The sequence below is a fragment of the Microvirga sp. 17 mud 1-3 genome (assembly GCF_003151255.1).
GTDB lineage: Bacteria > Pseudomonadota > Alphaproteobacteria > Rhizobiales > Beijerinckiaceae > Microvirga.
The window spans coordinates 483,299-500,504 of record NZ_CP029481.1 but is presented as its reverse complement, the minus strand read 5'-3'; the positions used below and the strand labels follow the sequence as shown (position 1 = coordinate 500,504).

Annotated in this window: 16 protein-coding genes and 1 tRNA gene; 5 read left to right on the top strand and 12 right to left on the bottom strand. The window is 65.6% G+C overall.

All coding sequences use genetic code 11. The features are described 5' to 3' along the window. Nucleotides 1-104 precede the first annotated feature (104 nt). A tRNA-Arg gene (locus tag C4E04_RS02290) sits at nucleotides 105-181 on the bottom strand. 126 nt (nucleotides 182-307) lie between these two features. On the opposite strand from C4E04_RS02290, the gene C4E04_RS02285 reads away from it, so the two are divergent. Then, nucleotides 308-1,126 carry a thermonuclease family protein gene (locus C4E04_RS02285; protein WP_109594571.1) on the top strand — a complete coding sequence of 273 codons (819 nt, stop codon included), beginning with the start codon at nucleotides 308-310 and terminating at the stop codon, nucleotides 1,124-1,126. A 6-nt stretch (nucleotides 1,127-1,132) separates the two neighbouring features. After that, nucleotides 1,133-2,566 (top strand): M48 family metalloprotease, encoded by a 1,434-nt coding sequence (locus C4E04_RS02280; RefSeq protein WP_109594569.1) that lies wholly within the window; start codon nucleotides 1,133-1,135, stop codon nucleotides 2,564-2,566. A gap of 46 nt (nucleotides 2,567-2,612) precedes the next feature. Here C4E04_RS02280 and C4E04_RS02275 read toward each other — a convergent pair whose 3' ends face one another. From C4E04_RS02275 to C4E04_RS02250, 6 genes are all read right to left on the bottom strand, one after another. After that, on the bottom strand, nucleotides 2,613-3,485 hold the full coding sequence (locus tag C4E04_RS02275; RefSeq protein ID WP_109594567.1) for an RNA polymerase factor sigma-32: 873 nt from the start codon (nucleotides 3,483-3,485) through the stop codon (nucleotides 2,613-2,615). 170 nt (nucleotides 3,486-3,655) lie between these two features. Then, nucleotides 3,656-4,249, bottom strand: coding sequence for a CarD family transcriptional regulator (locus C4E04_RS02270; RefSeq protein ID WP_109594565.1), 594 nt, complete (start codon nucleotides 4,247-4,249; stop codon nucleotides 3,656-3,658). Between the two features lie 354 nt (nucleotides 4,250-4,603). After that, nucleotides 4,604-4,942, bottom strand: coding sequence for a ferredoxin FdxA (gene fdxA / locus C4E04_RS02265; protein WP_109594563.1), 339 nt, complete (start codon nucleotides 4,940-4,942; stop codon nucleotides 4,604-4,606). 53 nt (nucleotides 4,943-4,995) lie between these two features. Beyond that, entirely contained in the window at nucleotides 4,996-5,298 is a 303-nt protein-coding gene (locus C4E04_RS02260; RefSeq protein WP_109594561.1) for an RNA-binding S4 domain-containing protein, read from the bottom strand. 30 nt (nucleotides 5,299-5,328) lie between these two features. After that, nucleotides 5,329-8,478: a helicase-related protein gene (locus C4E04_RS02255; RefSeq protein ID WP_109600680.1), complete on the bottom strand. Its 3,150-nt coding sequence runs from the start codon at nucleotides 8,476-8,478 to the stop codon at nucleotides 5,329-5,331. A 176-nt stretch (nucleotides 8,479-8,654) separates the two neighbouring features. Then, on the bottom strand, nucleotides 8,655-9,479 hold the full coding sequence (locus C4E04_RS02250; protein ID WP_109594559.1) for a DUF3108 domain-containing protein: 825 nt from the start codon (nucleotides 9,477-9,479) through the stop codon (nucleotides 8,655-8,657). A 255-nt stretch (nucleotides 9,480-9,734) separates the two neighbouring features. On the opposite strand from C4E04_RS02250, the gene rpmB reads away from it, so the two are divergent. Both rpmB and C4E04_RS02240 read left to right on the top strand, forming a co-directional pair. Beyond that, a complete protein-coding gene (gene rpmB / locus C4E04_RS02245; protein WP_109594557.1) occupies nucleotides 9,735-10,025 on the top strand; it encodes a 50S ribosomal protein L28 in 291 nt (96 codons plus the stop codon). 80 nt (nucleotides 10,026-10,105) lie between these two features. Continuing rightward, complete coding sequence (locus C4E04_RS02240; RefSeq protein WP_109594555.1) at nucleotides 10,106-10,735, top strand: queuosine precursor transporter; 630 nt, start codon at nucleotides 10,106-10,108, stop codon at nucleotides 10,733-10,735. An 11-nt stretch (nucleotides 10,736-10,746) separates the two neighbouring features. Here the strand turns inward: C4E04_RS02240 and C4E04_RS02235 are convergent, their stop codons facing one another. The 4 genes from C4E04_RS02235 to C4E04_RS02220 form a co-directional block, all read right to left on the bottom strand. After that, nucleotides 10,747-11,778: an esterase-like activity of phytase family protein gene (locus C4E04_RS02235; protein WP_109594553.1), complete on the bottom strand. Its 1,032-nt coding sequence runs from the start codon at nucleotides 11,776-11,778 to the stop codon at nucleotides 10,747-10,749. Between the two features lie 83 nt (nucleotides 11,779-11,861). Continuing rightward, nucleotides 11,862-13,757, bottom strand: a complete 1,896-nt coding sequence (gene cobT, locus C4E04_RS02230) for a cobaltochelatase subunit CobT (RefSeq protein WP_109594551.1) — start codon at nucleotides 13,755-13,757, stop codon at nucleotides 11,862-11,864. A 100-nt stretch (nucleotides 13,758-13,857) separates the two neighbouring features. Next, entirely contained in the window at nucleotides 13,858-14,844 is a 987-nt protein-coding gene (gene cobS / locus C4E04_RS02225; RefSeq protein WP_109594549.1) for a cobaltochelatase subunit CobS, read from the bottom strand. Between the two features lie 132 nt (nucleotides 14,845-14,976). Next, nucleotides 14,977-15,591: a J domain-containing protein gene (locus C4E04_RS02220; protein ID WP_109594547.1), complete on the bottom strand. Its 615-nt coding sequence runs from the start codon at nucleotides 15,589-15,591 to the stop codon at nucleotides 14,977-14,979. A gap of 88 nt (nucleotides 15,592-15,679) precedes the next feature. Between C4E04_RS02220 and C4E04_RS02215 the strand changes: the two genes are divergently transcribed. Beyond that, a complete protein-coding gene (locus C4E04_RS02215; protein ID WP_109594545.1) occupies nucleotides 15,680-15,961 on the top strand; it encodes a BolA family transcriptional regulator in 282 nt (93 codons plus the stop codon). 6 nt (nucleotides 15,962-15,967) lie between these two features. Here C4E04_RS02215 and C4E04_RS02210 read toward each other — a convergent pair whose 3' ends face one another. Further along, on the bottom strand, nucleotides 15,968-17,134 hold the full coding sequence (locus tag C4E04_RS02210) for an acetyl-CoA acetyltransferase (protein ID WP_109594543.1): 1,167 nt from the start codon (nucleotides 17,132-17,134) through the stop codon (nucleotides 15,968-15,970). Nucleotides 17,135-17,206: the final 72 nt, after the last annotated feature.

The following is a 17,206-nucleotide window of genomic DNA, read 5'->3' as shown; positions in this document are numbered from 1 at the left end:
GGATTCGGTCTCAAATTGAACGAGCGACGCGCTTAGAGGTGTCAAACCCCGTTGCTGCGCCTGCGGGAATACGGCAAAAACTACAATTGCTGCAATGGTTTATCTGGCGATCCCGGGAAGACTCGAACTTCCGACCTTCGGTTTAGGAAACCGCTGCTCTGTCCTGCTGAGCTACGGGACCGCACAAGCCGGATGAGTAGCACAATTCGCCCACAGGTAAACCGGGGAGTTGCGCGCGATCACGAAAGCTTGGGGTGCCGGGTCCTTCCGGGAGGATTAAGATCCTCTCGGATCAGCGGGGGCGATCATGGGGCTTTCCGTCTTTAGGGGCTTGGCAGTCCTTCTGCCCTGCGCGCTCCTGGCCTCTCAGGGGCAAGCAGCCGGCGCCACGGCCCGGCCTCAAAACCCCACTTGCGCGACCGAGACGACTTCGGACCGTCTCTCGGAGGTGACGCCCGCCGGCGATCTCGTGCTCGCCTCGGGCGGGCCCGCGAAGCTTGCGGAGATTCGGCTCCCCGAGACGACTCCGGCCCGGTCTCAGGCCGAAGCCAGGCTCAAGGCCCTTATCGGTCGACAAGTCCTCGTCGGGGCGGGCCCCCGTCACGACCGGTGGGGGCGCCTTCCGATCCGTATTCGCCCGGCCGATGATGCGGCCGCCGGCGTCGACATCGCCGAGGCCCTCGTCGAGGCGGGGCTTGCCCTCGTCGACCCTGGGCCATCCGAGACCCTTTGCCGGCCGGAGCTTCTGGCACTGGAGGAAACAGCGCGCGAGCGGAACCTTGGCCTCTGGGCAGATGCTCTCTATAAACCCATCGACGCAGACCAGATCAGCCGCCTGCAGGACCGATTCGGAACATTCACCCTCGTCGAGGGGCGGGTGAACAGCATCGGCGAGCGCAAGCAACGGGTCTATTTGAATTTCGGGAGGCATTGGGCGGAGGATTTCACGATCATCATTCCCCAACGGACTTGGAGGACTATGACGGCCCGCGGCCTGTCGGCCGCGAATCTCAAGGGGCGGCGGATCAGGGTCCGAGGCATTTTGGAGCCTTGGCAAGGAGCCGCTCTTACCGTTGTAGTACCCGAGATGATCCAACGCCTCGATGGCACGCACCCGTCACATTGAGCGAGCATGAGCCGTACACGTCAAACTAAAGGAATCCGGGTTGCCGGAGGCGTCTTTCTCGTGGCCTGGCTTGCGGGTTGCGCCGGCTTCGACAGCAACGTGTCGCTTCCGGCCGATGCGCCGCGCGTCGTGGGTGCGGAGCGCCCGCGGGATCGCGATCACGAGCGCCTGGTCGCGGCTTTCGGGGGCGAAGCGAAGGCTCCGGAGGCGCAGCGACTCCTGTCCGAGGTCACCAAGCATCTGGTGGATGCGAGCGACCGGCCGGATGAAGCCTATCAGGTTACGATTCTGAACTCCCCGGTGGTCAATGCCTTCGCGCTGCCCAACGGGCACCTCTACGTGACCCGCGGCCTGCTTGCCCTTGCGAACGATACAGCCGAGATTGCCGCGGTCCTGGCTCACGAGATCGCCCACGTCACGCTGCGCCATGCCTCGCAGCGCAATGAGCTGCAGGCCCGGTCCACCCTCATCAAGCGCGTCACCGAGAACGTGCTGAACAATGCCGAGGAGGCTGCGCTGGTGCAGAGCCAGGCACGCTCGAATCTGGCAAGCTTCTCCCGTTCCCAGGAACTCGAAGCCGACCAAGCCGGCGTCAAGGTGCTGGCAAGGGCGGGGTTCGACCCTTATGGCGCGCCCCGTTTCCTGACCGCCCTCGGCCGCTCCGCGACGGGCGGATCCGATAACAGCGCCGACATGATGGCGAGCCACCCGAACACCCGGGATCGGATCAATCTCGCGCTGCAGGCAGCCCGGCGGGCCAGCGGCGCACCCGGGATCGGGGCCGCCGGCCGATCCGAATACCTCTCTGTCATCGACGGCATCGCCTATGGGGACGATCCGGCGGATGGCGTGGTCAGGGGCCGCCGCTTCATCCATTCCCGCCTTGGGGTGGCGTTCGAGGCTCCGGAGGGCTTCACCCTCGAGAACACCTCCCAGGCCGTCCTCGGCGCCTCGGCCGACGGCAGCCGGCGGCTTCTGTTCGATGCGGCGGATACGCCCGCCGGGCAGAGCCTGGAGGAAGTGCTGCGTTCCACCTGGAACGACACGATCGAGCCTGGAAGCATGACGACCACGACAGTCAACGGCCTGCCGGTCGCGACTGCCCTCTCGGTCGGCAAGGAATGGTCTTTCCGCCTGTCAGCGATCCGGATCGGGAACACGACCTATCGGTTGATATTGGCGTCCCGCAGTGGGGCCGGCAATCTGGACAGCCTGTTCCGGCGGACATTGGAGAGCGTGCGGCAGGTCCAACCGGACGAGGCCCGCGCGATCCGTCCGCTGCGCCTGAGGATCGTGACGGCCCAGCCGGGGGACACCATTCAGAGCCTCGCGGAACGGATGCCGGTCGATCGGCCGCTCGACCGCTTCATGCAGATGAACGGCCTCGATCGCAGCGACAGCCTGAAGGTCGGGGAACGCTATAAGATCGCAGTCGAATAGCCGGGTCTCGACCGGCCATCCGGCTTCTGAATATCGGACGAGGCCGTCAGACGAACGCGCCCGAGGCCTGGGGATATTTTTCCATCAGGGCGCGCTTCAGCTTTTCCAGGGCCCTGTTTTCGATCTGGCGCACGCGCTCCTTGGATATGCCGAGGCGGTTTCCAAGAAACTCCAGCGTCACCTGCTCGTCATCGAGCCGGCGGGCCCGCAGGATGCGCAGTTCGCGCTCATTGAGGACCTCCAGGGCCTGCCGCAGCCAGCGGACACGGCGCTCGCTGTCGATCACATCGCTGACGCTCTCATCTGGAAGGGGGCTGCCATCGACCAGGAATTCGACCCGCTCTGCGGAATTGGAAGAGTCGGCGTCGAGCACGGGCGCGTTGAGGGAGGTGTCCGGAGCCGACAGCCGGGCATCCATCAGGGCCACGTCGGCCCGTGAAACGCCAATGGCCTCGGCGATCTTCTCGTGAACTTCCGATGCGATACGCTCCTCACCGCCGCGGGTGAGCCGTGCGCGGAGCCGACGAAGATTGAAGAAAAGCGCCTTCTGGGCCGAGCTGGTTCCGCCACGGACGATGGACCAGTTGCGGAGGATGTAATCCTGGATCGAGGCGCGGATCCACCAGGTCGCATAGGTGGAGAACCGCACCTCACGCTCCGGCTCGAACCTGGCAGCCGCTTCGAGGAGGCCTACATGCCCCTCCTGAACCAGATCCGCCATGGGCAGACCGTAATGGCGGAAGCGGGCCGCCAGCGCGATGACGAGGCGCATATGTGCGGCGGTCAACTGATGGAGGGCCGTTTCGTCCCGCTGCTCCTTCCAGCGCACGGCAAGAAGATGCTCCTCCTGGCGTTCGAGGAATGGAGCATTCATGGCCGCACGGACGAACCGACGACGAACCCCAGAGATTTCTCCCATTGTGTCCTCCCTTGGCAAGGACACAACGAGCGAAGCGGGAAAAAGTTCAGCTTAATTCTGTCGGGTTTGCAGAAATAGGGATCGACCCTGCAAAGACAAGCGCTCGGACAAGAAAAGGCCCGGACTTTCGCCCGGGCCTTTTGTTCCATGTCGAGATGGGAAAAAGCCGATCAGGCGGCCTCTTCCTGCAGGTCGTCGCTCTCGCCTTCGGCCTCGGCATCTCCCTCGGCGCCCTTGGCGAGGCGGCGGGGCGACTTGGCCAGGCTCTGCTCGATGAGCTTGAGGGCTTCCGTATCGGTAATCTTGTTCACGGCAGCGATCTCGCGCACGACGCGGTCGAGAGCCGATTCATAAAGCTGGCGCTCGCTGTAGGACTGCTCCGGCTGGGCCTCCGAACGGTAAAGGTCCCGGACGACCTCGGTCACGGCGATCAGGTCGCCGGAATTGATCTTGGCCTCATATTCCTGAGCCCGGCGCGACCACATGGTGCGCTTGACGCGAGCCCGGCCGGTCAGTACGTCCAGAGCCTTCTGGACTAGGGCAGGCTCGGCGAGCTTACGCATGCCGACGCTCGCGGCCTTCGCGGTCGGGACCCGCAGGACCATCTTGTCCTTGTCGAAGGAGACCACGAACAGCTCCAGCTTGAACCCCGCGATTTCTTGCTCCTCGACGGCCGTGATGCGGCCGACGCCGTGGGCAGGATAAACGATCGCTTCGCCGGTCTTGAAACCGAGACGCTGGGCGGACTTCTTGGCGGTCGTCATGCGAGAGAGGCCTCCTTGCATGCTTCCTCGCCACCAAGGCGAGGGGCTGTCGTTTCGTCGGACAGGGCTCCGGCGGAACAAAAATCGACGAATGCGGAACTTGACTATTCCGCCCGTCTCCCTGAAGTAGTCAGTAGTCAGAACGCACCCGAACCCCCGACCTGAGGCAGCGGACTTCCTCAAGTCACAGGGCGTGTCTCCATCACTGCTTCATATAGTGGGCCGCCGAACTGCGGATTTGGCACATATCGGGCGCAAGCGACTGCATTCGTGAGAACCCTATCACAGCCCCCCCGAAAAAGCAAAAATATTTCACAAAAAGCGTTAAAAGGATTCGGATATAGCCGAGGTCGCTCAGTCCCCTTCGCCGGGATTGGGCGTGAAAAATTTCTCATACTTGCCCGGAACGCCGTCGAACTCCTTTGCGTCCGCAGGCGGTTCCTTCTTCTGGGTGATGTTCGGCCAGGACTTCGCCAGATCGGCATTCAGCTTGAGCCATTGCTCCAAGCCCGGCTCCGCGTCCGGCTTGATGGCCTCGGCAGGGCATTCCGGCTCACAGACGCCGCAATCGATGCATTCGTCCGGATGGATGACGAGCATGTTCTCGCCCTCGTAGAAACAATCGACCGGACACACCTCCACGCAGTCCATGTATTTGCATTTGATGCAATTTTCAGTGACGACGTAGGTCATGAACGGTCCTCTGAGGGTCGGTTCGGGTCAGGATGCGCCAAGCTCATGCCGCTCTACTCGCTGTCGCGTTCGCTGACAAGCGTCCCAACGTCACGGCCCAGCTCTGCGTAAAGCTGCCTTGCTTCTGGTGCAGGGCCGCGGCGCTGGCCGAGACCCTCGACCCTGAGGACGAGAGTGGTCCGTGCCAGGGCCAGAGTGATCACGTCCCCGATCGCCAGGGCCTTGGCGGCATTCTCGACTCTCTGGCCGTTGATCCGGACAAAACCGCTCGTCACGAGCTTCGCGGCGAGCGTCCTGGTCTTCGCGAAGCGCGCGAACCACAGCCATTTGTCGAGCCGCTGCCGGTCCTCACGCATCGCAGGCGGCAGGGGCCGGACGCCGGGTGGTCACTTCTTGCTGTCCTCGAGCTGGGCCTTGAGAGCCATGAGCTTCGCGAAAGGCGAATCCGGATCCGGCTGCCGCTCCCGGCGCTCGTGCCCCGCATCCCGGCGCGGCTCAAAGCCCTTGCCGTGCCGCGGAGGTCCGCGGCGCTCGTCGGGACGGCCGGGGCCACGCGAATGACGGCCCTGCTGCGGCCTGCCGCCTTCTCCCGACGCTTCCCGACGCTCGGGCCGACGGTCCGGGCGCGGCGGGCGCTCGCCGGAGGGCTGCTCGCCATGACGCTGTTCACCTTGCCGCTGGTCGCCCTGGCGGGGACGGCGTTCGCCCCGTTCCTGGCGTCCGCGGCCCTGGCGGGCATGGCCGCCCTCGTGGTGGCGCCGGTGCTGGCGCCAGACCTCGACCATCTCGGGTTCGGCGGGAGTCTCCACCGGCGTCTCCGAAGCTGCCTCGGCGGGCACTTCCGCCGAAACCTCGACGGTGGGTGCTGCGTCGGGAGCGGCGGCTGGCGCCTCCACGGCCACCGGGGCCTCCGGCGGAACGAAGGCGGACGCCTCGACGCTCTCGAGAGCGGCCTCGGTGGGACGACCCACTTCGGCGGATGCCTCCGCGGGCATCTCGGCAACGGGCCCGCCCTCTGCGGTCGCCGGTACCGCAACGACAGCTTGAGGCGCGGGAACCAGCGGCACCGTGATGGCCGGGCCGGGGCGCCGCTCCATCACGTAGCCCAAGGATTTGAGGATCGTGGCGAAATCGTCGCCCGCACACCCGACCAGTGAGGTCATGGCGACGGTCGGCACGAAGGTCTCGCCATCGGCAGCGCCCGCGGGCGGCTCACCGGGCGTCACACCTGGGCGATAGGCGATGGCGGGACGGATGAGGTCGGCCAGACGCTCCAGGATGTCGACGCGCACGGCCCGGTCGCCGCAGACACGGAAGCCTGCCGCGCGATAGAGCCCTGCCGCGATCTCCTTATCGACCGGAATCGAAGTCCGGCCCGACTGGGCCAGATGAGCGATCTCGTCGATGCCCTTCTGGTCGAGGCCCCCGTTCTGGAGCGCCCAAAGCTGCGCCGAGAGAATGCGCGGTGCGGGCTTGAGAAGGGCAGGCAGGTAGAGGTGATAGGCGCCGAACCGGATTCCGGCCTTGCGCAGGGCGCCGCGGGCCTCCTGGTCGAGGCTGCGCACGTCGTTCAGGACCTTCGCGCGCTCCAGGACGCCGAGCGCCTCGACGATCTGGAAGGCAATGCCGCGGGCAAGGCCCGTCAGCTCCTGGGAATGTTCAAGCTCCATCAGCGGCCCGAGCAGGCGCACCACATAGGCCTTGAGCCAGGCCCGCAGGCGGCCGTCGACTTTGTCGCGGGCCGGACCGGTCAGTTGCTCGTCGGAGAGGATGCGCAGGCGCGGCTCGAACAGCTTGTCGCCGGGCTCCAGCTTGGCGACCGGATCGCCCATCCAGCGGATCGTTCCATCGTTCGACAGCACGAGCATGGTGTCCGGCGTTTCGGCAAACCGGTCGGCCCGGGCTTCGATCTCGCCCGCCAGCGCCTTGCTGGCCGCATTACGCAGGGTCTTGGCCTCCGCCGTGTCGGCCTGAGGGTCGGGCACGAAATGAAAGCCGTGCAGGTGGCCGATGTGCTGACCCTCGACGGTGACATCGCCGGTGGTCGTGATTTCCGCGTCGAGCATCGTGTTCTCTCTCAAGCGCCGCATGAGAACGCTCGTGCGCCTGTCGATAAAGCGCTGGGCGAGACGTTCATGGAGCGCATCCGATAGCTTGTCCTCTACCTGACGCGCAACACCCTGCCAATGCTCCGGATCCTTCAACCAGTCCGGACGGTTGGCGACGAAGGACCAGGTCCGGACCTGAGCGATGCGGTTCGACAGGGTGTCGATGTCGCCATCCGTCCGATCCATTGCCAGAAGATGGCGGGAAAACCAATCCGCCGGCACGGACCCTTCCTTCATCAGGAACCGGTAAAGCTGCCCCACGAGATCCGCATGGGTCTGCGGAGATACTTTCCGGTAATCGGGAACTTGGCATACCTGCCAGAGGCGTTCCACAGCAACTTTCGACCGTCCGAAGGCCTGGATATCGTCCTCGCGGGCCAAAACCTCGAGGGCCGCCACGTCCTCGCCCATGGGGGCCCGCACCAGACCGTATTCCCGAGGCTGCTCGGACAGGCTGTCCCGCAGCCGGCCGAGGGACGAGAAATCGAGGTCCGGATTCCGCCATTGCACGATCCGGACCGGGTCGAAGGTATGATTCTCCAGCGCTTCGACGGTTTCGGCATCGAAAGGCGGGCAGCGTCCCGCCGTGCCGAAGGTGCCGTCCCGCATATGGCGCCCGGCCCGGCCGGCGATCTGGGCCAGTTCGGCCGGATAGAGCTTGCGGAAACGGAAGCCGTCGTATTTCCGGTCTGCCGCGAAGGCCACGTGATCCACGTCGAGATTGAGCCCCATGCCGACCGCGTCGGTGGCGACGAGATATTCCACGTCGCCGGACTGGTAGAGTTCCACCTGGGCATTGCGGGTGCGGGGCGACAGGGCGCCGAGCACCACCGCGGCCCCGCCGCGCTGGCGACGGATCAGCTCCGCGATCGCATAGACCTCCTCGGCCGAGAAGGCGACGATCGCCGTCCGCCGGGGCAGGCGCGACACCTTTTTCTCGCCCGCGAAGGTGAGCTGCGACAGGCGGGGCCTAGTGACCACATGGACGCCCGGGATCAACGCCTCGATCAGGGGGCGCATGGTGTTGGAGCCGATGAGAAGGGTCTCCTCCCGCCCCCGCTGGTTCAGGAGCCGGTCCGTGAAGACGTGGCCCCGGTCGAGATCGGCCGCGAGCTGGATCTCGTCCACGGCCACGAAGGCAAGGTCGAGGTCTCGCGGCATCGCCTCGACGGTCGAGATCCAGTAGCGGGGTCGGTCCGGCTTGATCTTCTCCTCGCCCGTCACCAGGGCGACGTTGTGGGCGCCCGCCTTCTCGACGACGCGCTGATAAACCTCCCGGGCCAGAAGCCGAAGCGGAAGGCCGATCATGCCCGTCTCGTGGCCGAGCATCCGCTCGATGGCCAGGTGGGTCTTGCCGGTATTAGTCGGGCCGAGCACGGCCGTAACGCCGCGCGCGCGCACCTGCGGGGGGAGGGAACGGCGGGTCATGCCAGAAAGGGAGACGATGGGCTGCAATCCCGGTTGGAATGGGGGGAGCCTCGGTGAGCCATCCACACGGGTGGCGTCCTGCGGGGCCTTTCGCAAAGCATCCGGGTTCCATCCCGGAGCGGGTTCACCTCGTCATATGGGGATGGCCGGTCAATTCTGCCACAGAAAACCGGCTCTTACTGAGTCGAGCCGGAGACCGGCACGGCTCCGGCCGTGTCGTCGAAGGCCCATTTCGAGGCCTCGACCACGCTGACGCCGATCATCGTCCGGACCGAGACCCGCAAGGGGACCAGGAGCTTCTGCCGGTCCAGCGGGGCGAGCCACACGGACATGTCCTTGTTCTCCTCCATGAACTTGGTGGAGGGGCGCAGCGCCCTGTGGCCCGAGACCGGAACGTAGCGGGCCGTGCAGACGAGCACCGGGCCCCTATAGCCGGGCACCTCCGCCCGCCGGGTCTCCTTGTAGCTCAGGACCACGTTGAACCGGGCCGCGCCGTCGAAGACCGGGATGGTCCGGTTGCAATTGTTGGAGTCCATCAGCGTTCCGGCCGAGACCGTCGGCATGAGGAGTGCGCTGATCGGATCCACGACGCCCTTCGTGTCGGTCTCCTTCACGGGGACCCGGTCAGGCTTCTCCTCGATAGGCGGGACGATCTCGACGGCTTCCACGTTGCCGGACGCGAGGCCCATCCGGACGGTGCGCTGGTCGTCGGAGGAGCGGGACGTGATCGCGAAGCTTGCCGGCTGGGGCTGAGGGCCGACGATGGTGCCGGCCGCGGTGGCCGCGCCCTTGCCGCCCGTGAGAAGCTTGGCAAGGCCCATCAGCTTCACGCCCGCCTGCATCTTGTATTTCGGGCCCTCGAAGGTCGAGGTCAGGTCGGCCTTGCCGAGGGTCAGCCCGGCCAAGGTGACGTCATACTCGACCTGAAGGGTCTGCGCCCTCCCGGGAGCGCCGAATCCGACGAGGGCCAGCGCCAGAGCAGCTGGAGCGATCATGCGCATGGGGCGTTTCCCTGGGCGTTTTCCGGCGATTCCCGGAGGTCTGAGGTCCCCTCTCACGAGAATCAGAATAAATCGTGACCACGATATTACAAAATTCGCGGTGCGACAGCGCGCTATTCTTGACGCGGGGAACCGTTTCGGCCTATAGGCTCGCATCTTCCAAGGACTTTTGGCGTCCGGCAGCCGCGGGATCTGCGTTCAGGCAAACCCGCAGCGGACGAAGCCGTGACCCTCGTGAATGATAGGATTGAACCCATGTCGCGCCGTTGCGAACTGACCGGCAAGGCCGTGCTGAGTGGCCACCTGGTGAGCCACTCGAACCGCAAGACGAAGCGGAAGTTCCTGCCGAACCTCTGCAACGTCACGCTGCAATCTGACACGCTTCAGCGCTCCGTGCGCCTGCGCGTGTCCGCCCATGCTCTCCGCTCGGTCGAGCACCGCGGCGGCCTGGACGCCTTCCTGGCCAAGGCCAAGGCCGACGAGCTGTCCACGGGCGCCCTTGCGATCAAGCGCGAGATCGAGAAGAAGCTCGCCGCCGCGAGCTAATCTCGACCGTTCGACGGATTGTGCAGCGGGCGGCCGTCAAGCCGCCCGTTTTGCGTTGTTTCAAGACCGGAAGGGACGTCATGATCGGACTCGACCGCCGTGACTTCACGATCGCCCTCGCGGCCATGACCGTGGTGGTGCTGTCCTCGAACATCCTTGTCCAGTACCCCTTCCATGCCTGGGGCCTTCAGGATTATTTCACCTGGGGCGCCTTCACGTATCCGTTCTCGTTCCTGGTGACAGAACTCGCCAACCGGCGCTTCGGCCCTAAAGGGGCCCGGCGAATCGTCTATGTAGGCTTTGCCCTGGCGGTCGTTCTCTCGGTCATCCTGGCGACACCCCGGATCGCCATCGCGTCGGGAAGCGCCTTCCTGACGGCCCAGCTCCTCGATATCTCGATCTTCTCGCGGCTGCGCAACCGGGCCTGGTGGCTACCGCCCTTCGCGTCCTCGACCATCTCGGCCGCCGTCGACACGATGATCTTCTTCTCGCTCGCATTCTATTGCGGCACCCTGCCCGGCACCTCCCAGACCATCGACGGCCTTCTGGCGAAGGTCGGCATCGTGGACCAGTGCATCGCCCTGCCCTGGACGACCCTGGCCATCGCCGATTACGGGGTCAAGCTGGCGCTCTCGATCTTCTCGATCCTGCCCTATGGCCTCGTCCTGCGGCTGATGCGCCCGGCCCTGATGCAGAGAAGCCCGGCCTGAAGCGTCGGGTTTCACGGCTCCAGGGAGAATTCGAGCAGCAGGGTTCGCTGCAGCGGGCTGAAATTATTGTCCGAGATCAGGGTGAGGACGGTGCTGCCGTCTTCCTGATGGACCGCGAGCCCTTCCATGTTGTCGATCTCGTGGGATGCGTCGCTCTCGTAGATGACGGCTCCGTCGACCTCCGCCCCGGACTTTACAGCATCGGCGGCAACCCGGCGCAGGCGGCTGCGGAACCCTCCGAAGATCGAGAACTGCCGCTCCAGAAGAAGCATATCGCCCGAGGGCAGGAATGCGAGGTCGCTGACATCGTAGCCGTTCGAGCGGCGGATCGAGAACTCACCCCTGTGCGCCCCTGTCAGGATGAAGCCTGGGATCGGTTCACCATGCCTGGGCGGGCTCTCGGCAACGGCCACGAGAGCCCCGGCCAGGGGAGAGCGCGGCGGCGCGACTCCAATGGCCTCCAGGCCCTGGTTGCTCCCCAGCGCCTCGATGGTCCCCCGGAATGCATCCGGCAGTTTCACGGGTCTGGCGCGGGCCGCCACGCCGTCGGCATCCCACTCGAATCGGACGATCGCATGCCGGCGTTCGATTCCCACATAGGCTACGCCGCCCGAGATGGTCAGACTTTCCGTATCGTAGTAGCGGGTCCGGCCGAGGGGACGCCCATCCCAGGAGAGCAGCGGCGCGAGTTTTGCGTCGGCCAGCCCGGCCAATCTCCCGTCGGCATTCAGCGCCCGGGCCGTCAGCCACTGGGCATTGTCGGCGACCGAGACGAGGCGGCGACCATCGGCTGAGCGCCAGAGACCCGAAAAGCCGCCGAAGCGGCTCTCTGACGAGCGCAGGTCGAGACCGCCCCGGAACTGCAGGTCCCCGAACCGGCTACGGCCCTGATCCGTCACGGACAGGTGATCGATGGGCCGAGCCGACACCTCGACCGGAAGGGCGGCATCAGGGGCCCGGGGACGGGCGAAGCTGCGCCCGGCAAGAACCCCGGCAGCGGCCACGCCGCCGCCGAGCAGGAACAGACGGCGGTTCAGCCTCATGCCTCATGACCCTGTTGCGGGGAAATCGACGTTACCTGCCGGGCTCCTCGACGAGAAGGCCGCCCCGGTCAAGCCGCAGGCACTCAGGCGAAGGCTCGGCGCCGGGGCGCCGCCCGCGTGGCCGAAGGAGGGTTCTCCTCGAAGAGTTCCGCCAACTTCTCGGTCATGACACCGCCGAGCTCCTCCGCGTCGACGATGGTGACGGCGCGGCGATAATAGCGGGTTACGTCGTGGCCGATGCCGATGGCGATCAGCTCCACGGGCGAGCGGGTCTCGATTTCCTCGATGATGTGCCGGAGGTGCCGCTCGAGGTAATTGCCCGGATTGACCGAGAGAGTGGAATCGTCGACCGGAGCGCCGTCCGAGATCACCATCAGGATCCGGCGCTGCTCGGGGCGCCCGAGCAGGCGCTTGTGCGCCCAATCCAGCGCCTCGCCGTCGATGTTCTCCTTGAGGAGCCCTTCCCGCATCATCAGCCCGAGATTCTTGCGGGCCCGGCGCCATGGGGCGTCGGCGGGCTTGTAGATGATATGGCGCAGGTCGTTGAGCCGCCCCGGATTGGCAGGCTTTCCGCTCTGCAGCCAGGCTTCCCGGGATTGCCCGCCCTTCCAGGCGCGGGTGGTGAAGCCCAGGATCTCGACCTTGACGCCGCAGCGCTCCAGGGTGCGCGCCAGGATGTCCGCGCAGGTGGCCGCAACCGTGATCGGCCGCCCGCGCATGGAGCCCGAATTGTCGAGGAGCAGGGTCACGACCGTGTCGCGGAAATTGGTGTCCTGCTCCTGCTTGAAGGTCAGGGGCTGGAATGGGTCCATGACCACACGCGGAAGCCGCGCCGGGTCGAGAGTGCCCTCCTCCAGATCGAACTCCCAGGCCCGGTTCTGCTGGGCCAGAAGGCGGCGCTGCAGGCGGTTGGCCAGACGGCCGACCACGCCCTGGAGATGGGCCAATTGCTTGTCGAGATAGGCGCGCAGGCGCGTCAGCTCGTCCGAATCGCAGAGGTCCTCCGCATGGACCACCTCGTCGAACCGCGTACTGAAAGCCTTGTAATCCGGCCCGCGCCCCTCGTTGTGCCGGGACGGCGGACGCCAGGATTCGGAAGCGTTCTCGGAATCCGCCTCATCGGCCTCGTCCGGCAGCTCCCCGGAAGGGCCGTCAGCGTCCTCGCTCGCGCCCTCCTCCATCTCGTCGCTGGAATCCTCGCTGATTTCGGTCTCGGCTCGGTCGCCCTGCGATTCCTGCTCGCTTTCGCCCTCGCCCTGCTGCTGCTCCTGCTCGGACTCGTTCTCCTCCTCGTTATCCTCGTCCTCGGAATCGAGGGAGGCCTCGTCGGCCATATCGAGGGAGGAGAGCAGGTCGCGGACCGAGCGGGCAAAGTCGCGCTGGCTCTCGATGTTCTTGAGAAGAGCGTCCAGGTCGTCGCCGGCCCGATCCTCGATGAAGTCGCGCCATAGATCGACGATCTTCGCGGCCGCGGCCGGAGGCCGCTGGCCCGTCAGGCGCTCCCGGACCATCAGCGCCACTGCATCCTCGATCGGCGCATCGGCCCGATCCGTAATCTCCTCGTACTTGCCGCCGCGGTGATAGCGGTCCTCCAGCATCGCCGTGATGTTCGAGGCGACACCGGACATGCGGCGGGAGCCGATGGACTCGACCCGGGCCTGCTCGACCGCGTCGAAGACCGCGCGGGCCGCCTGGCCATCGGGCGCCAGCCTCCGGTGCAAGGCCGTGTCGTGGCAGGCGAGCCGCAGCGCCATGGAATCGGAATAGCCGCGCAGGATGGCGGCGTCGTGCGCGGTCAGCCGACGGGGCGGCTCCGGCAGGCGCACCTTGTCGCCCATCATGGCCGGGCGGTCGGACGCGAAGGTCACCTCCAGATCCTGCTTGCGCGCGATGGCCTTCATGCAGCCCGCGATGGAGCGCTTCAACGGCTCCGTCGGCGCTTCCTTCTTGTCTCCGGGCTTGCGGTTCGAGATGGACATCGGATTCCCTTGCTCGTCATCCCGGCCGGAGCATCGCGAAAGGCCGGGATCGCCAGAACCATCAAATACGCCGCGCGCCCGGACGGTCCGGGGCAGCGGCTTACGACAGCGCCACGTTCACGGCGCTTTCCGGCAGTTCCTTGCCGAAGGAGCGCTGATAGAACTCCGCCACCAGGGGCCGCTCGAGCTCGTCGCACTTATTGAGGAAGGTGACGCGGAACGCGAAGCCCGTATCGCCGAAGATGTCGGCGTTCTCGGCCCAGGTGATGACCGTACGCGGGCTCATGACGGTGGAGAGATCGCCGTTCATGAAGGCGCTGCGGGTGAGATCCGCCACGCGCACCATCTTGTTGACGATATCGCGGCCCTCGGGGCTTTCCTGATAATGCTTCGCCTTGGAGAGGACGATGTCCACCTCCTTGTCGTGCGGCAGGTAGTTCAGGGTTGTGACAATGGACCAGCGATCCATCTGACCCTGGTTGATCTGCTGCGTGCCGTGATAGAGCCCGGAGGTGTCGCCGAGGCCCACCGTGTTGGCGGTGGCGAAGAGGCGGAAGGCCGGGTGAGGCCGGATGACCCGCTTCTGGTCGAGAAGCGTGAGCTTGCCCGACTGCTCCAGCACGCGCTGGATCACGAACATGACGTCGGGCCGACCCGCGTCGTACTCGTCGAAGACGAGCGCCACGTTGTGCTGCAGGGCCCAGGGCAGGATACCGTCCTGGAAGGCGGTGACCTGCTTGCCTTCCTGGAGAACGATAGCGTCCTTGCCGACAAGATCGATACGGGACACGTGGCTGTCGAGGTTCACGCGCACGCAGGGCCAGTTGAGCCGGGCCGCCACCTGCTCGATATGGGTGGACTTACCGGTGCCGTGATAGCCCGTGATCATCACGCGGCGGTTGCGCGCAAAGCCCGCCAGAATGGCCAGGGTCGTCTCCCGGTCGAAGAGATAATCCGGATCGAGATCCGGCACATGCTCCTCGCTCTGGGAAAAGGCCGGGACCTCCAGATCCGAATCGATGCCGAAAACCTGACGGACGGAAACCTTCATGTCCGGCAGGAGGGGCGTTGTCTCGGTAGTCGCCATCGTCAGGGCCTTTCGGTCGGATTTGTTCGAATTGTCACAAGCGCCAGTGATCACAAGAGGGTTACTTAACAATCATGCATCCCAGGCGCAAACGGGATCGTCGCATGTCGAAGCTGCGCAGCCGGATTTCCCTCAGCACATTCCCGCGCTCTTGAGGGTGTCGTGGGCCTTGATGATGTCGCGCAGCCGCTCCTCGTAGGAACGGTCGCCGCCATTCGCATCCGGATGGAAGCGCTTCACCAGGGCCTTGTACTGGGCCTTGATGGCGGGGCCATCCGCGTTCTCGTCCAGGCCGAGCACGTCTAGGGCGCGGCGCACCGGACCCGTATGGCGCGGCGGCTTCGGCTCGGCCGGCGCCCGGCTTCGGCGTCCCTGCCGGAAATCCTCGCCGCGCAGGATCCCCAAGGGATCCACATAGGCCCACTCGCGCTCCTGTTTCTTGTTGTCGGCCTTGGAATTCACCCCCATGGCCCAGGTCGGCCGGTGGCCGACGACCGAGTCCTTCTGATAGGCCGCCACCGCATTGTCCGACATGCCGGCGAAGTAATTGTACGAGGCGTTGTATTCGCGCACATGGGCGAGGCAGAACCGCCAGTACTGACCTTCGTGCTCCCGGCCCTTCGGGGCCCGGTATTCGCCCGCCGCCTTGCAATCCGGATGATCGCAGACGGGCCCTTCCGTTTCGCGCGGCTCGTCGCAGGCAGCTTTGATGCGGATGCGATCGAAAAGAGGTGAGTTGAGATCCATGACGCAGGGATTATGAGTGGCTTCCGGCCCGGAGCCAAGGCCTCGACGCTTTTCGCCGCAGACCCGTTCAAAAAGGTTTACCATACGCATGACCCTCGCCGATTGGATCACGCAGGAATTGCAGGAGCGCCTGCACCCGACTCATCTGACTGTCACGGACGAGTCGGAACAGCATCGCGGCCACGCCGGCTGGCGCGAGGGCGGCGAGACCCATTTCCGTCTTCATATCGTGTCGGAGGCCTTCTCGGGCAAGAGCCGGGTCGAACGCCACCGTCTCGTGAACGAGGCCCTCAAAGGCGCATTCGCCAGGGGCCTGCATGCCCTCGCGATTGACGCGAGGGCTCCGGGAGAGCCGGATCGGCGTGCCTGAGCGGCCTTATTTGATCCGCTCGAGCACACTCACGTAGTTTGCGACTGCGGCGCCGCCCATGTTGAAGATGCCGCCGAGGACCGGGTCCTTGACCTGGATCCCGCCGGCCTCGCCGCAAAGCTGCATTGCCGAGAGAGCATGCATGGAGACCCCGGTGGCCCCGATGGGGTGCCCCTTGGACTTCAGGCCGCCCGAGGGGTTGACCGGCAGCTTGCCGTCCCGAGCGGTCCAACCCTCCTTGACCGCAATGGCGCCCTGGCCCGGAGGCGTCAGGCCCATGGCCTCGTATTCGATGAGCTCTGCGATGGTGAAGCAATCGTGGGTCTCGACGAAAGACAGATCGGTCAGCGCGATTCCGGCCTGATCGAGGGCCCGCCGCCAGGCTTCGGCGCAGCCTTCGAACTGGACGATGTCCCGCTTCGACATGGGCAGGAAGTCCTGCGCATGGGCCGTCGCCCGGAAGGCGACCGCGCGCTTCATGCGCAGGGCCGTCTCCGTATCGGCGATGACGAGGGCGGCCGCGCCGTCCGACACCAGGGAGCAGTCCGTCCGCTTCAGCGGGCCCGCCACGAAGGGGTTCTTGTCGCTCTCGGTGCGGCAGAACTCGAAGCCCAGGTCCTTGCGCATCTGGGCGTAAGGGTTATCGACCCCGTTCCGGTGATTCTTCGCGGCAATCATCGCCAAGGCGTCCGACTGGTCGCCGTAGCGCTGGAAGTACAGCCCGGCGATCTGCCCGAATACGCCCGCGAAGCCGCCTTTGGTGTCGCCGTCCTCCGGCAGATACGAGGCCTTGAGCAGAATGTTGCCGATCTCCGGCCCCGGAGTGGTCGTCATCTGCTCGACGCCGACCACCAGAACCGTCCGGGCACGCTTCGCCTCGATAGTCTTGATGGCCTGATGCACGGCGGCCGACCCCGTGGCGCAGGCGTTCTCGACCCGGGTCGCCGGCTTGAAGCGGAACCGGTCGCTCGCCTGGAACACCAGGGAGGCCGTGAATTCCTGGGGGGAGAAGCCGCCGTTGAAATGGCCGAGCACGACCTCGTCCACGTCCTCGGGGCCGATTCCGGCATGGTCGAGCGCCTCGTTCACGACGCGGACGATCAGGCTCTCGACTGTCTCGGCATCGAGCTTGCCGAAGGGGGTATGGGCCCAGCCGACGATGCAGGCTGTCATGGAGCGGTTCTCCTCAAGATTGGCTGGCCTTGAGAATGGGCCGCAAGCGCCCCGTCGGCAAGATCGTTGTGA

Bases quoted from the DNA above. Each gene is read 5' to 3' on its own strand.
- C4E04_RS02285 (WP_109594571.1), top strand. From the start codon at position 308: ATGGGGCTTTCCGTCTTTAGGGGCTTGGCAGTCCTTCTGCCCTGCGCG.
- C4E04_RS02280 (WP_109594569.1), top strand. From the start codon at position 1,133: ATGAGCCGTACACGTCAAACTAAAGGAATCCGGGTTGCCGGAGGCGTC.
- C4E04_RS02275 (WP_109594567.1), bottom strand. From the start codon at position 3,485: ATGGGAGAAATCTCTGGGGTTCGTCGTCGGTTCGTCCGTGCGGCCATG.
- C4E04_RS02270 (WP_109594565.1), bottom strand. From the start codon at position 4,249: ATGACGACCGCCAAGAAGTCCGCCCAGCGTCTCGGTTTCAAGACCGGC.
- fdxA (WP_109594563.1), bottom strand. From the start codon at position 4,942: ATGACCTACGTCGTCACTGAAAATTGCATCAAATGCAAATACATGGAC.
- C4E04_RS02260 (WP_109594561.1), bottom strand. From the start codon at position 5,298: ATGCGTGAGGACCGGCAGCGGCTCGACAAATGGCTGTGGTTCGCGCGC.
- C4E04_RS02255 (WP_109600680.1), bottom strand. From the start codon at position 8,478: ATGACCCGCCGTTCCCTCCCCCCGCAGGTGCGCGCGCGCGGCGTTACG.
- C4E04_RS02250 (WP_109594559.1), bottom strand. From the start codon at position 9,479: ATGCGCATGATCGCTCCAGCTGCTCTGGCGCTGGCCCTCGTCGGATTC.
- rpmB (WP_109594557.1), top strand. From the start codon at position 9,735: ATGTCGCGCCGTTGCGAACTGACCGGCAAGGCCGTGCTGAGTGGCCAC.
- C4E04_RS02240 (WP_109594555.1), top strand. From the start codon at position 10,106: ATGATCGGACTCGACCGCCGTGACTTCACGATCGCCCTCGCGGCCATG.
- C4E04_RS02235 (WP_109594553.1), bottom strand. From the start codon at position 11,778: ATGAGGCTGAACCGCCGTCTGTTCCTGCTCGGCGGCGGCGTGGCCGCT.
- cobT (WP_109594551.1), bottom strand. From the start codon at position 13,757: ATGTCCATCTCGAACCGCAAGCCCGGAGACAAGAAGGAAGCGCCGACG.
- cobS (WP_109594549.1), bottom strand. From the start codon at position 14,844: ATGGCGACTACCGAGACAACGCCCCTCCTGCCGGACATGAAGGTTTCC.
- C4E04_RS02220 (WP_109594547.1), bottom strand. From the start codon at position 15,591: ATGGATCTCAACTCACCTCTTTTCGATCGCATCCGCATCAAAGCTGCC.
- C4E04_RS02215 (WP_109594545.1), top strand. From the start codon at position 15,680: ATGACCCTCGCCGATTGGATCACGCAGGAATTGCAGGAGCGCCTGCAC.
- C4E04_RS02210 (WP_109594543.1), bottom strand. From the start codon at position 17,134: ATGACAGCCTGCATCGTCGGCTGGGCCCATACCCCCTTCGGCAAGCTC.